Source organism: Sphaerochaeta sp. PS (assembly GCF_032144095.1).
GTDB lineage: Bacteria > Spirochaetota > Spirochaetia > Sphaerochaetales > Sphaerochaetaceae > Sphaerochaeta.
In genome coordinates this window covers 25632-40113 of record NZ_JAVSNJ010000014.1, presented here as the reverse complement: position 1 = coordinate 40113, position 14482 = coordinate 25632, and the positions used below count along the sequence as shown (strand labels likewise).

Annotated in this window: 13 protein-coding genes; 11 read left to right on the top strand and 2 right to left on the bottom strand. The window is 52.1% G+C overall.

The annotated features are described in order from the left end of the window. Positions 1-254 precede the first annotated feature (254 nt). Positions 255-818: a hypothetical protein gene (locus ROJ03_RS10820; RefSeq protein WP_313727069.1), complete on the top strand. Its 564-nt coding sequence runs from the start codon at positions 255-257 to the stop codon at positions 816-818. Between the two features lie 132 nt (positions 819-950). Further along, a complete protein-coding gene (locus ROJ03_RS10815; protein WP_313727068.1) occupies positions 951-1481 on the top strand; it encodes a hypothetical protein in 531 nt (176 codons plus the stop codon). Positions 1482-1704: 223 nt separating this feature from the next. Here ROJ03_RS10815 and ROJ03_RS10810 read toward each other — a convergent pair whose 3' ends face one another. Then, positions 1705-2835 (bottom strand): ROK family transcriptional regulator, encoded by a 1131-nt coding sequence (locus ROJ03_RS10810; RefSeq protein WP_313727067.1) that lies wholly within the window; start codon positions 2833-2835, stop codon positions 1705-1707. Positions 2836-2938: 103 nt separating this feature from the next. Here ROJ03_RS10810 and htpG point away from each other — a divergent pair, with 103 nt between their 5' ends. Further along, positions 2939-4822, top strand: a complete 1884-nt coding sequence (gene htpG, locus ROJ03_RS10805) for a molecular chaperone HtpG (RefSeq protein ID WP_313727066.1) — start codon at positions 2939-2941, stop codon at positions 4820-4822. A 114-nt stretch (positions 4823-4936) separates the two neighbouring features. Continuing rightward, entirely contained in the window at positions 4937-5866 is a 930-nt protein-coding gene (locus ROJ03_RS10800; RefSeq protein ID WP_313727065.1) for a mechanosensitive ion channel family protein, read from the top strand. Positions 5867-5903: 37 nt separating this feature from the next. Here the strand turns inward: ROJ03_RS10800 and ROJ03_RS10795 are convergent, their stop codons facing one another. Continuing rightward, positions 5904-6434 (bottom strand): hypothetical protein, encoded by a 531-nt coding sequence (locus tag ROJ03_RS10795; protein WP_313727064.1) that lies wholly within the window; start codon positions 6432-6434, stop codon positions 5904-5906. 88 nt (positions 6435-6522) lie between these two features. On the opposite strand from ROJ03_RS10795, the gene ROJ03_RS10790 reads away from it, so the two are divergent. The 7 genes from ROJ03_RS10790 (at position 6523) to ROJ03_RS10760 (ending at position 14417) form a co-directional block, all read left to right on the top strand. Beyond that, the gene (locus ROJ03_RS10790) at positions 6523-8409 is read left to right on the top strand and encodes a sigma 54-interacting transcriptional regulator (RefSeq protein ID WP_313727063.1); all 1887 of its coding nucleotides are present in this window, start codon (positions 6523-6525) and stop codon (positions 8407-8409) included. Positions 8410-8673: 264 nt separating this feature from the next. Beyond that, entirely contained in the window at positions 8674-9681 is a 1008-nt protein-coding gene (locus ROJ03_RS10785; protein WP_313727062.1) for a 4-hydroxythreonine-4-phosphate dehydrogenase PdxA, read from the top strand. 14 nt (positions 9682-9695) lie between these two features. Then, positions 9696-10154, top strand: a complete 459-nt coding sequence (locus tag ROJ03_RS10780; protein WP_313727061.1) for a tripartite tricarboxylate transporter TctB family protein — start codon at positions 9696-9698, stop codon at positions 10152-10154. A 10-nt stretch (positions 10155-10164) separates the two neighbouring features. After that, the gene (locus ROJ03_RS10775; protein WP_313727060.1) at positions 10165-11679 is read left to right on the top strand and encodes a tripartite tricarboxylate transporter permease; all 1515 of its coding nucleotides are present in this window, start codon (positions 10165-10167) and stop codon (positions 11677-11679) included. Positions 11680-11731: 52 nt separating this feature from the next. Continuing rightward, positions 11732-12724: a tripartite tricarboxylate transporter substrate-binding protein gene (locus ROJ03_RS10770; protein ID WP_313727059.1), complete on the top strand. Its 993-nt coding sequence runs from the start codon at positions 11732-11734 to the stop codon at positions 12722-12724. 116 nt (positions 12725-12840) lie between these two features. After that, positions 12841-13506 (top strand): aspartate/glutamate racemase family protein, encoded by a 666-nt coding sequence (locus ROJ03_RS10765; RefSeq protein WP_313727058.1) that lies wholly within the window; start codon positions 12841-12843, stop codon positions 13504-13506. Further along, positions 13503-14417 (top strand): TIM barrel protein, encoded by a 915-nt coding sequence (locus tag ROJ03_RS10760; protein WP_313727057.1) that lies wholly within the window; start codon positions 13503-13505, stop codon positions 14415-14417. The genes ROJ03_RS10765 and ROJ03_RS10760 overlap by 4 nt, the downstream gene beginning before the upstream one ends. Positions 14418-14482 lie beyond the last annotated feature (65 nt).

The following is a 14482-nucleotide window of genomic DNA, read 5'->3' as shown; positions in this document are numbered from 1 at the left end:
ATGGTAAAGGTCCCTACGTTACTAGGGATTCAATCACTATTAAACAGAGCAATCTAGAATCCATGTCAGACCTGCGTTATAAGTTATGTATAGGTTAAAATATTATAATAAAAGAAAATAACATATAAAATAAATATTTATTGAAAATATATATGATTCTCAACGATTGGATATTGACATAAGTCTGAGTAGGCAGTATTGTATGTCCATAGATGAGAGAACCCCTCGGACGGCTCTCACCATAAGGAGATTTTATGAAAAAGAGAGCTTTGGCTATATTGTTGGTTCTGGTCATGGTGACAGCAGGGTTGTTTGCAGCCCCTACAGTAACTGTTCCTGGAGCAGTAACTGCAACTTTGAAAGCAAATATTGGTGAATATTTGAATCATGGATTTAATATTGCTGGTACAAAATATCAGCCTACTGTAACTGTTGAAGATGCCTTTGGTGCAACCGCCCCTTCCTTCAGGTACGGCTATAAGACCAATGCTGCTGGTACTTTTATCTTCAAGATGGCTGTAGGAAACTTTACTAACAGTACCGTTGCTGGAACCGTCAAGATTGCTTCTGTAAGCAGTGACAAGGGTACTTCTTATGTTGGAGGCTTCTACACTATCTTCACTGATACTTCTGCTACAGTTACAAGTGCAGAGCGCTATGATGAAGCACTTATCACCATTACTCCTGCAAGAACTGCCAACATTGGTTCTGTAGACCATACTGGTGCTGGTGGAAATATCGTTGCTGCAGAGACTGTCGAAGGCGGTTCTGCTGGTGCCTATACTGCTACGCTTACCTTCTCTATCTCCGCTTCATGATGTTGATCCTCTAATTTGTTGAGAGTTTGGCTGTGCAGGAATCTGCACAGCTTTTTTTTACTCATCTCTTTCCTTGCACGACACTACTTGCTATGATGATTCCATCGACAAGTATTTGTATGGGAGTTTACTATGAAAAGACTACTTGGAGTTATCCTTGTTATATCTATAGGTTTTTCACTCTTTGCTGCAGATGCTGTCTTCATCACTCCTACCCACGCCGTTGTCTACCTCAAAGGTCTGATAGGAAGTGTCTCCACCAAGATACGTGCATATGATGAATATGGCATGGAATTGGATCAGGACAGCGCCATCCTTTCCTTTGATTTCCCTGCAACTGAAGCATGGGAGATTAGCAAGGTCGTACATTTCAAGTATACCTCAAACCTGCCTACAGGAACCTATGGGAAGCTTACCTTCAATATCACCGACCTTCGGCTCAATGATATCAATACCCTGCGAACCACCATGGAACTTGCATCCGAGCATATCATGACCCAGGTCGAGGGGGCGAATACCTTTGCCATAACCTTCCTCCCTGGTGCACAGAAAGACAGGGAGATCGGGAGCATGACCGTAAAGGTCCAGAAAAAGGCGAATGACCTATTCACTGCTGGCTCCTATTCAGGCTCCTTGTCAGTTAATTATACCGATGGGTTATGATTTGCGTTGAACGATTCTATTTCCCTTGCATATCCCTATTCTCGTGAATAAGAGAAAATTATTGGAAATTTGTTTTACATCGCTAGGAAAGCATGTAATAATCATGAGTGTCGTTGCTCGAAGTCCATTCCGATTTTTCCAGCGGGTGGACAGGTACTCCAGGGGAGGGATCCTGGGGTTTTCAAGGAGGTTGCCGCTATCCAGTAACATGGATAGCGGTTTTTTATTGCTCCTGGCCCTGCATCATCTCCAGCATCGACCGCCTGAACATCCAGCTGTCCAAGGCAACTGCAATACTGCCAAGGAGCGTCTGCTTCTCGCCAAGGGATGAACAGACTATCTCGACCTTCTCCCTATTGGAGTGCTCCCTATAGAAATCCCTGAGATAGGAAAGATACTCCTCGTCGAGGTTTGCGAGCCCCCCACCCAGGATGATCCTGTTGCATCCTGTGATGGCACTTGCCGCGACCAGGGCCATTCCCATCGCCTGGGCGGCACTCTTCAGATCCTGCTTGATGGCTCCATCACTTTCCTGGGCGAGCTGCTTTACCGTCCTTCCTCCGTGTCGTTCACTGAGGGCCCACCCGGCTGCCACACTCTCCAGGCACCCGATCTTCCCGCATCTGCACAGCCCTGTCGAGGCAACCATCAGGTGTCCGAACTGGGTCCCCTGGCTGGTGACCGTCCTGTTGGCTACCCAGGCACTTCCTATATGCTCTCCCCAATTTACAAAGAAGAAGGAAGACTCCTCTTCCTTGGCGACCCAACGCTGGGCAAAGACCATCGCCTCCACGCTATGGACCAGGAGGGTAGGAAGTGAGGTGTTCTTCTCGATGAGGGCGGCGAGGGGAATCTCACTCCAATCCCATATCTCGCTTCTGAGGATATCCCGCCTGTCTTCGCTGATCAGGGCATTGACGGCAACCACCACACCAAGGATAGGGGAGGTGGCAAGCTTTGCCATCTTCCTGCAGGCCCTGATGACATCCGAGCAGAGCTGCTTTACCTCAGGCTGTTGTGGGGTGGGGAACCGTTCAAAACGGAGGATGTTTCCCTTGAGGTCAGCTATGGCGACCGATGTGTTGCGGCTACCCATATCCACCCCCAGCACCAGGGCGGCATCGGGGACGAGGGCGATGGACACAGGCCTACGCCCAGAGGTGGTTTCTTTTTTGCCTGTCTCCACCACCAGACCATCGTTGAGCAGTTGCTCGACTATCTCGCTTGTCGAAGGCTTGTTGAGCTTGAGGGTGCGGGCGATATCGGCCCGGCTATATGCATCGTCCTGCTCTAGCAGATTCAGCACCCTGAGGCGATTGACCTCCCGGGCAGCTGTGGGTTGGGTGAACTTCATGGATGAAGCATACCCCAAGCCCAACTTTTTGTTAAGGAAAGATTGCCGATACAAAAAAAAATCACTATGTTAACGTATATCCTTTTGGAGGTATCTAGCAAACATGGAACAAAAAAAGTTTAAAACTGAAGTATCAGAGTTGCTTCAGCTTATTATTCACTCGCTCTATTCAAACAAGGAAATTTTCCTTAGGGAGCTTGTCTCGAACTCTTCCGATGCCTTGGACAAACTCAAATATCTCTCCCTTACCGATGAGAAACTCAAGGGCTTCTCTTTTGAGCCGAGGATCGACATCTCCTTCGCTGAAGGTGAGAAGAGAACCCTTACCATCATGGACAACGGCCTTGGCATGGACCATGAAGACCTTACCAACAACCTCGGTACCATCGCATCAAGCGGAACCAAGAAGTTCCTTGCTTCCCTTACTGACGAGCAGAAGAAGGACAGCAACCTCATCGGCCAGTTTGGCGTAGGGTTCTACAGCGCCTTCATGGTTGCAGAGAAGGTCGAGGTCCTCAGCCGCAAGGCAGGACAGGATGCAGCATTCAAGTGGAGCAGTACTGGCAAGGGAACCTACACCCTTGAGGAGGCCACTCGCGATGCACAGGGCACCACCATTATCCTCTACCTCAATGAGGAGGGAAACGAGTACGCCAACCGCTGGCAGATTGAGCAGCTGGTAAAGAAATACAGCGACCATATCGCCTATCCCATCTTCCTCTCCTATGACCAGGAGTCAGTCGACGACAAGAAGAAGGACAAGGAAGGCAACCCCCTCAAGACAGTCGAGCACAAGGTGGAGCAGATCAACAACAGCTCAGCCCTCTGGAGAAAGAGCAAGACAGAGATTACCCCTGAAGAGTATAACGAGTTCTACAAGAGCGCTTCCTATGACAGCCAGGACCCTCTCTTCTATGTCCATACGAAGGCAGAAGGTTCCATCGAGTACACCACACTCTTCTACGTCCCAGAGAAGGCTCCCTTCGACATGAACTACGCAGACTATCGTCCGGGGGTAAAGCTCTTTGTCAAGCGCGTGTACATCACCGATGACGACAAGGAACTGCTTCCCACCTACCTCAGGTTTGTACGCGGTATCATCGACAGTGAGGATCTTCCCCTTAACGTCAGCCGTGAGATCCTGCAGCAGAACCGCGTGATGTCAGCTATCCGCAACGCATCGGTGAAGAAGCTGCTCTCCGAGTTCCAGAAGATCAGCGAACAGAATCCCGAGATGTATGCCAAGTTCATCGAGCAGTACAACCGCCCGCTGAAGGAAGGCCTCTACTCCGACTATGCAAACAGGGATGCCCTGCTTGAGCTGGTTCGCTTCAAGTCCTCCTCTGAAGAGGGGTATGTCAGCCTTGCTTCCTACAAGGAGCGCATGGGCAGCGAGCAGAAGAGCATCTACTACATCACCGGTGGCAAGGAAGCTACCCTGAAGGCAAGTCCGCTTCTGGAAGCCTATCGCAAGAAGGGATTTGAAGTTCTGGTCATGAGCGATGACATCGACGATATCGTCGTCGGTTCCATCGGGACCTACAAGGAACTTCCCCTCAAGGCCATCAACAAGAGCGGTGCCGTGGACGACCTCAAGGGCGATGATGAACCCCAGGAGAAGTCCAAGGAATCGAAGAAGCTGGTGAAGAAAATCAAGAAGGCCCTTGGCGACAAGGTCAAGGATGTTGTGGTCTCCTCCCGCCTGGTAGAGTCTCCAGCTGTCGTGGTAGTCGATGAGAATGACCCTTCAGTGCAGATGCAGCAGATGCTCAAGAGCATGGGCCAAGCCGACTTTGAGGATGCCAAGCCGATTCTCGAGGTCAATGTGGACGACCCCATGGTCAAGAAGATCGAAGAGAGCGAAGACGATGCATATGTCGCCGACCTCTGCTCGGTCCTGCTGGACCAGGCTCTGCTTGCCGAGGGTGTGATGCCCAAGGATCCTGTAGCCTTCACCAAGAAGCTGCACTCCCTGCTCTCACGATAACCCTATAGGCAACGAATTGTCAGAGGCAGGGGAAGGGTAACCTTCCCTTGCTTTTTTCGTGTCCCGATGGTAGGGTTTTCCTATATCCCTCCCCCTTAAAAGGATGAATACAAGATGCTTTCAACTATTATGGCTCTTGCGAGCGAAGCCGCAACGACCGCACCACAAGCCGCTGCAGAAAGTGGCAGTTTTTTCTCCCAGGTAGTGCTCAACCTCCATGAATGGTCCCAACTCGGACCTGTCGCATTCTTTCTCTCACTCGGTGGGGGCCTATTGATAGTTTTGATAGGAAAACTCCTCATCTACTGGCTCAGCAGGATCCTCAAGCGAGCCCTTGGCAGGTCAAAGAAGATAAACGACCTGATGGCACGCTTCATCTTGCAGCTGACCAATATCCTAGGATGGATTTTCCTTATCATTGCATTTCTGCAGCACATGGGCCTCAATATGGGTCCGGTCCTTGCAGGCTTGGGCATTACCGGGGTCATCCTTGGCCTTGCCTTCCAGGAGACCATCGGAAACCTACTCAGTGGCGTGATGATCGTCATCAACGCTCCGTTCAGGATAGGGGACTACATCGATGCAGGCTCATTTTCCGGAACCGTCACCGATATGGACATGATCTGTGTCATCCTCTCCACCCCTGACAACAAGAAGATTACGATGTCAAACAAGCTGGTATGGGGAAGCCCCATCGTAAACTACTCCAACATGGACAGAAGGAGGGTCGACCTTTTGGTAAGTGTTGCTTACGGCTCTGATGTAGCGACCGTCAAGCAGGTCATCTCTTCCATCTTCAGCCGCTATGAGGAGATCCTACCCGAGCCAGCCCCTGTCATTGAGGTCAGCAAGCTCAGTGCTTCCTCCATAGACTTCATCGCCCGTCCATGGACAAAGCCCCAGGACTACTGGAAGGTCAACTGGCGGTTCCAGGGTGAGATCTGCAGCAGGCTGGCAGAGGTCGGCATCTCAGTCCCCTTCAACCAGCTGGATTTGCATATCATCGACGCCCCCAAGGGCCTCGAGCTGTCGAATAAGGCATAGTCCAAGAGGAAGGGTAGGTAACGAACAAGGCGGCCGGTCAATCCGGTCGCTTTGTCGTCTCTGGCTCCTCTTTCTCTATACAATACTTGGTTACCAGGGTGCAGAACTCCTTGGTATCCGAAAGGATGAAGTTAGCCAGGGTTGAGTTGCTCTTCCAGCTTTTTGCACCGAAGAGCAGGGTTATGACCTGCTTCTCTGTCTCCAGTTGGACAATGATGTCTATCCACTTGCCGTTGTCCAGGGTGGTGTGGCTTGCCGTACAGGAGACCACTTCAGAGAAGGGGATCAGGTAGAAGGCATCCTTGAGCGTTATGCCCATCTTTTTCTTCTCATGGTCAAAGGTGAGGAGGATCCCTTCATTCAGGTCGTTGATGTACCCATGTTTTTCACTGAAGAAGAGCTGGCGTTTCTTCATCTCGGCAAAGGTCTTGACCTCAAGGTCTGCAAGGGTTTTCTGGTAGAGGGCGACAGCCTGCTTCTTTTTCTTCCTCCCGATGGTGAGGGCGTAGAGATTGAATAGGGTCAAGAGTACCAGAGCGACAAGGATGACGGATTGCAAAAGGTTCATGGGTAGCCTCCACTGCGACAATAGCAAGAGGGGCGATGGTTTGTAAAGCGGTGCTCTTCATGGTATCATCGGCATAACGGAGGAAAGCTTGATCACAATACTGGTAGTCGTTCCCTATAGGGAGCTACAAGATGCCTTTGAAGAGGTCATTACCACCTTCGACCATGATGGCATCTCCATCAGCACGACGCATGTGGCAGGCACCGACCCCAAGGTCATTGGGACCCTGGATGCCGACATCATTGTAGCCAGAGGCATTACCGCCAGTGCCATCGCAAAGCTCAAGCCCTCCACCCATGTCATTCCCATCGCCTTGAGTAGCGGAGATGTGCTTACCGCCCTCTCCTTGGCAAAGAAAGAGAACCATCCTTGTAATATCGGCATCATCTCCAATGAGGAGCTCTGTGACAGCTCTGCCCTTGCATCGCTAGTCGACTGCCCGGTTACCGTAGTGAAGGTATCCGACCAGAAGGATGTACACGATGCTGTATTCTCCCTGCGGGAAAGAGGGTGTACCGTGCTGGTCGGGGGCCTGACGATGACCACCCTCTGCAGGGAAAACTCCATTGCCTATGTGCATGTGAAGACCGGTTACCAGGCTATCGTGCATGCGATTGAGGATGCCATTGCCACCGCCCGGTCACTGGAGCGGGCAAAGACAAGGGGAAATCTTTTGGAGACCCTTCTCAACAACGCAACCTATGCACTCTTTGCGATCAACAGCTATGGGGTCATCATTGCAGGGAACCGTCAGGCCGAACAGCTTTTCGGCATCTCCCCCCTGGAAGGGAGATCCATCGATATGATCTACCAGGGAAGCAAGTGGTCGCAGACTGTCATATCTGGTTCCCTGGTCGAGGAGCTGCAGACGCTTGACGGACAGCAGGTCCTGGTAAGCCAACAACCCATACGGGTTGATGAGCAGACCTCCGGTGTCCTGTTTACCTTCCAGAATGCACAGGCCATCCAGAACACTGAACATAAGATCAGGACCGAACTCAACCGCAAGGGGCTGGTCGCCCGCTATAGTTTCAGTGATATTGTCACCCAGAATCCCCAGATGCTCCAGCTCGTGGAAAAGGCCAAGCGATTTAGCCAGGTCAATGGTTCTGTCTTGTTGCTGGGCGAAACAGGAACGGGCAAGGAGTTGTTTGCCCAGAGCATCCACAACCACTCCCCCCGAAGCAAGGAGCCTTTTGTTGCCGTAAACTGTGCGGCCCTTCCCGAGCAGCTGTTGGAAAGCGAGCTCTTTGGCTACAGCGAAGGCTCCTTCACCGGTGCCAGCAAAGGGGGAAAGGCCGGCTTGTTTGAGCTTGCCCACAAGGGAACACTCTTCCTGGATGAGATAGGGGAGATGCCCATCATCCTCCAGGCCAAGCTGTTGAGGGTCCTGCAAGAGAAAGAGGTACGCAAGATTGGGGCGGACAAGGTGGTTCCCGTGGATGTACGGGTCATCAGCGCAGCCAACTGCAACATCATGGAGAGGGTGAAAAGCGGAAGCTTCCGGCTCGACCTCTTCTACCGCATCAGCCTGTTGAGCTTGCAGATCATCACCCTTAGGGAGCGCAAGGATGATATTGGCATCCTCTTCAGGTATTTTGTCGAGCAGTATTGCAAACGCCATAGCCTGAAGGCCCCCACCATTACCCCTGCGGCTATCGATGCCCTGCAGCAGTTCTACTGGCCAGGCAATATCCGGGAACTTCGCAACGCTGCAGAACGGTTGGCCATCCTCCACTCCTCACCGGAGGTAGGGGTGGTTGAGATCGAACAGCTGGATATTGGTTCCACCAGCCTCTATGGAGAGGCCACGCCCCCTCCATTCTCCCCAAAGCGGCGTCTGGTGACCTCCCTGTCCGATGGAGAACTCTATCGTGAGTATCTCTCAAGCGGGCTGACTCGGGAATCCTTTGCCCGGAAGATGGGTTTGAGCAGGACTACCCTGTGGAGGAAGTTTTCCAAGTTTGAGGAATAGGGTTCTTATGTTTCAATGATGTTTCAATTGAAACATGAAACATGTAACGAAACAAAACGTATGCAGAAGCAAAATGCAGGAAAAAAAGTAATTTGCCCCTCTTTTATTTCCTATCTATTGTGTCATCAGACAGTTAGCTGTATACAAATTTACTAAAAACGATAGATTGTATACAATTCTTTCAAGTTGGCACGCAACTTGCTTCCTTGTCCTTGTCGGCACCGCCAGGTGTCTGTCCTACGACTATGAGATAAGGAATACCAGATGAACAAGAAGCCTGTATTGGGAATATTACTTGGCGATGGAGCGGGTGTCGGACCTGAGATCGTCGCAAAGCTTGCTGTAGCCGATTTTTATGCGAAGTATTGCAGACCCATCATCATCGGGGATGCAAGGATCCTCGAGCGCGCGTTTGCGATCATCGGCTCCTCCGTTCCCACCCAGGTCATATCCTCGGCCGATGAGGCTGACTGGAAGGTTGGCCTGCCTGTCCTGGACCAGAAGGACCTGGACCCCAAGGACGTTCCCATCGGCAAGCTTCTGAGAAGCTGTGGCCAGGCGAACCTGAACATGCTCGAGCTGGCTGTCAGGCTCTACCAGGACAGGAAGATCGAAGGCTTCTGCTTCGGCCCGCTGAACAAGGCCGGGATGAAGGAGGCCGGGTGCAAGTTCGAGAGCGAGCACCACTTCATGGCCGACCTGTTCGCCCATACCGAGCCCTTCGGGGAGATCAACGTGGTGGGGAACCTCTGGACCACCCGTACCACCAGCCACATACCCATAAGCGAGGTGAGCAGCCATCTCACCGTCGAGAGCATCCTACGCGCTGTGCGCCTTGCAGACACCTCCATCCGCAACAGCGGTGTGGCCAAGCCCCGCCTGGCTCTGGCAGCACTCAACCCCCACGCCGGAGAGAACGGGATGTGCGGTCGTGAGGAGATTGACGTCATAGAGCCGGCCATCAAGGCAGCACGTGAGATGGGCATCGACGCCTCGGGCCCCTATCCGAGCGACATCACCTTCATCAAGGCTTTCCGTGGGGATTTTGACGGGGTGGTCACCATGTACCACGACCAGGGCCAGATCGCCCTCAAGCTCAAGGGCTTCGACGAGGGTATCACCATAGCAGGAGGGCTTCCTGCCCCCATCGTGACATGTGCCCATGGTACGGCGTACGATATTGCTGGCAAGGGGATTGTGAAGACCCTGGCCTTTGAGAATGCGGTGAAGATGGCCAGCAAGATGGCAAGCCACCTCGCTGAAAAAGCTTGAGGAGGTATACCGGTATGGAAAAGAGGAAGATAACGAGCAAGGTGCTGATCCCAGTCTGTTCTGCACTGATCGCCGTGGTATTCATCACCATGGGATATTTCAAGTATGGATTCTGGCACTCTGCGAAGGGGCCCCTTCCAGGGTTCTTTCCTGTAATCATAGGTACCATCCTCCTGTTGGTAAGCGTCTTGTCCTTCATCTCCTCCTTCAAGGAAGAGGGTACATCCTACCCATGGGAAAATTGGTACCCAGCCTTGGGGGCTGTGGCTGTCATGCTGGCCACCTTGGTCATCGGCATGCTCCCTTCCCTGGCAATCTTTGTCGTGGTGTGGCTGAAGTGGTACGAGAAGTACTCCTGGAAGACCACCCTGATAGTGTTTGCCATCATCATGGGGATTGTCCTGGGTGCTTTTGTGTTCTGGCTTGGTGTCCCTTTTCCAAAAGGGTTCATCTACGAAATGATTGCATACTGAGGGGTTGTATATGGAAAATTTGACAATGTTGTTGGGGGGCTTCTCCGTAGTCCTGACAATGCAAAATATACTGGTAACCCTGTTGGGAGCAGTTTTGGGCCTTATCGTCGGGGCTATGCCTGGTATCGGATCCCTTGCAGGGGTTGCCCTGCTGTTGCCTCTTACCTATAAGTTCAACCCGACCACAGCAATCATCATGCTTGGGTCCCTCTACTATGCAAACATGTATGGTGGTGCCTTCAGTGCCATCCTGCTCAATATCCCTGGTGATTCCCCCGCTGTCATGACCGCCCTCGACGGCTATCCGATGGCAACCAAGCGCAATCGCCCGGGTCAGGCCCTGTTCACCTCCAACATGTCCTCCTTCATCGGTGGGCTCATCGGAATGTTCATCCTCACCTTCACCGGTCCTGCGCTGGCAAACCTTGGGCTGAAGTTCGGTCCTGCAGAGATGACTGCCCTGTTGCTTGTCGCCATGACGAGTATCGGCTGGCTGGTAGGGGAGAACCCCATCAAGGGAGTTCTGCTTACCCTGGTGGGTATCCTCATAGCCTCCATGGGTATGGATACCCTCACCGGTAGCCCCCGATTCGATTTCGGAAACATGTACCTGCTTGGAGGGATTCCCTTTACCCCCTTTGTTATCGGCACTGTCGGGTTCTCCCAGGTACTGAAGCTTATGGGCGAAAGGAACAAGAAGGTTGAAGCCAATCTGAGCCAGAAGCTCACCATCCGTGGCTCGATGCTCACCCTGCACGATATCAAGCGCCTCCTGCCTCCTGCCATCAGGAGTGGATTCCTCGGTACCTTTGTTGGGGTGCTTCCCGGAGCAGGTGCGACAACCGGTTCCTTCATGGGCTATGCGATGCAGAAGGCCTTCAAGAGTGAAGAGGAATTGGGCAGTGGTGCCATCGAGGGAATTGCCGCCTGCGAGGCAGCGAACAATGCCGCAGCCGCCGGGTCTTTTGCCCCCCTGCTTGCCTTGGGTATACCAGGCTCCGGTACCGGTGCCGTCCTCCTGGGTGGGCTGATGATGTGGGGCCTCAACCCAGGACCCCTGTTGTTCACCAACCAGCCTGAGTTCTGCTGGGGCCTTATCGCATCCCTGTTCCTTGCCAACCTGCTGACCCTGGTCATCGCATTGGGTATCATCCCATTTTTGATCAAGATCCTTACCGTCCCCATAAAGATTCTGATCCCTTGCATCACCGTCATCTGTATCGTCGGCAGCTACAGTACCTCGAACTCCATGTATGGTGTGCTGGTGATGTTCTTCTCTGGACTGTTCGGATATATCTTGGACAAGAACGGGTACTCCACGGCCCCTATGCTGCTTGCCTTCGTGTTGGCTCCCTTGCTTGAGTCGAACATGCGCAAGTCCTTCATCAGCAGCCATGGAAGCCTCGATATCTTTTTCAGGAAACCTATCTCTGCATTCCTCATCCTGGTCCTGTTTGCCATCATCCTGACCCCGGTCATCAAGTTTGTCATCAGGAAGGTGAGATCCTCTACGAAGAGCGTTTGATTTGTGTACAACGGGACAACTTGTTGTCTCGAAAAAAATAGGAGAGAAAATTATGAAGAAATTCGCTATTGTACTGGCATTTGCCGTGTTGCTCGCTTTCCCCGTGTTTGCCGCAGCTCAGGCTGAAGTGGCAGGTCCTGCGTCATTTGTTCCAACCAAGAACATCGAATGGTATGTTACCAGTTCCCCAGGTGGTGGCTCTGATATCTTTACCCGTAACCTGATGGACATCATGGTCTCTGACAAGCTTGTCAATGACCAGAACATTGTCATCCAGTACAAGACCGATGGTGCTGGTGAAGTTGGACGCCTCTTGGTTTCCAACATCAAGGCCGGATCCCAGGCTGACCACACCCTGTTGACCTTCAACAGCGGAGACCTCATGCCGATGGCCAAGAATACCAACAACCGTTTCGAGAACTTCCAGCCCATCGCTCACCTTGCTGTAGACAAGCATCTGATCTTCGTTGGCGAAGGTTCTGCCTACAAGAACTTTGAAGAGGTCATTGCTGCCCTCAAGGCTGGCAAGAACATCACCCTCGCTGGCTCCAAAGGTGACGACATCGCATGTCATGCTGCCCTCATCAAGGAACTTGGCGTCTCTGAAGACCAGTTTGCCTACATTGCACATGATGCTTCCAGTGGTGCCATCACCGCAATCCTGGGTAATCACTACGACCTGCTGATCTGTAAGCCCGCTGCTGCCTCCCAGTATGTGGAAGCCGGCAAGATCAAGCCGATCCTTGCTCTTTCCACCAGCCGCTTCCCTGGCAACCTCAGTTCTGCACCCACACTCAAGGAGCTCGGGTACAAGAACGTTGAAGTTCCCAACTGGAGATCTGTTGTTGGCCCGAAGAGCATGAGCGCCGAGGCTGTTGCTTACTGGAGTGATGTATTCAAGCAGGTTTCCACCACGGATGCCTGGACCAAGGGGTACATCGAGAAGCAGAAACTGGTTCCTGAATTCATGGACCACAATGTATTCAAGGCTTATGGTACACAGTTCCAGGCCGAATATCTTGCTTCCATCGGTAAGGACAAATAAGCTGGTTGCATTTTGTTGAGCTAGCTTGATACCAGTGTGGGGGGTGAGTAGGGCAATCCCCTTTCATCCCCCATTTTTCACTTGAGAAGAGTATTCTGTCTACAAGGAGGCCACACTTGAAGAAAGTTGCGATCATCTACACGGTGCGTCCAGTTCTCGCTACCTTCCCTGAACTTCTTGAGGAAGTGGTGGGAGAGCCTTTGAAGATCTTCAATTTGCTCGATGACTTCCTGGCATCAGATCCCGGGGAGACCGGCTCATTCTCCATCGACAACAAGAATCGTCTGTTCAATGACCTCAAGTCCTGCGAATTGACAGGAGCCGATGTCATCGTGGTGACCTGCTCGACCTTGACCCCCATAGTTCAGCTCATCAGGCCTTTCATCAAGGTCCCCATTGTCGCGATCGATGATGCCATGACGGCGAAGGCTGTCAGGATAGGCTCCCGCATCAAGGTGGTGGCAACAGCTGCGAGTACTCTCAAGCCAACTGAGGCAAAGCTCCAACAGGAAGCCAGGCTTGCCGGCGTAGAGATACACATTGACAGTGAAGACAATGAGGTTGCCTATGCAGCGATGAAACGTGGTGACTTGGCGACCCATGACAGGTTGGTCCTCTCCCGCATTGCTGAGGTAAAGGGCTACGATTCCATCGTGTTGGCCCAGGCATCCATGGCCCACCTTGAGGCTGAGGCGGAGAGCCTTGCAAACGTTCCTGTCCTTTCTTCCCCAAGACTCTGCTGTGCCCAGGTAAAGCAGATACTATCGGAGATACATAGATGAAAGATGCCATCCACAACTACTGCCGCCTAGGCATCGTCCTGTCCATGGCCTATCCCGAGTGCTCAGCAAGCGAGGATGCATATCTTGCCTCCCTGAAGAAAATCCTTGTCGATCCGTTCTTCCAGGTTGTGGAGTTGGGATCCCTTCCGTTTCCTTCCCTGGAAGCGAAGGTTCCCCCAATGGTCAGGACAGCCCATTGCGATGCTACCTTCAGTGGCCACTCCCTGCTGTTTTCCCAGAAACTGAACATAAACAGCCTTGATGAGGAAGAGAGACAAAAGGCCGTTTCCCTGTTGAAGAAGGGCATTGACCAGGCCTACAGTTGGGGGTGTGAGGAGTTCCAGTTCCTTTCAAGGGGCTATGAAGTGGGGAAGGAGGAAGCCTACCTGCAGCAGCTGATCCTTTCCACAAGTGAGCTTTGTTCCTATGCACAAATGCAAGGCTCCATGGCTGTGTGCCTTGAGGTATTTGACCATACCATCGACAAGAAGTCCCTTTTGGGACCAGCTCCATTGGTCAGGCGCTACGCCCAAGAGGTCTGTAGAAAGCACAAGAACTTTGGCATCATGGTGGACTGTTCCCATATCCCGATGATAGGCGAGACCATCGATGAGGCGATCGACCCAGTCAGGCAGTACATCCGCCATGTCCATGTGGGCAATACCCTCATAAGCGATCCCAACCATCCAAGCTACGGAGACAACCACCCACGTTTCGGCTATCCGGGGTCGGAAAATGATACGAACTACCTTGCCTCCTTCCTGCAGAAGGTCAAGGATATCGGATACCTGAAGGAAGGAGGGGAGAACATCCTTTCCTTTGAGGTGAAGCCCCAGGGCGGTGAGGATAGCGACCTTGTGGTGGCAAATGCAAAACGCACGTTGCTCGATGCCTGGAAGAGGGTGCGGTAAAAAGAAAGAATCTCTTATTTTTCGATATGGTTGTATGTATATTTTAAGGAAGACCAAAATATTGG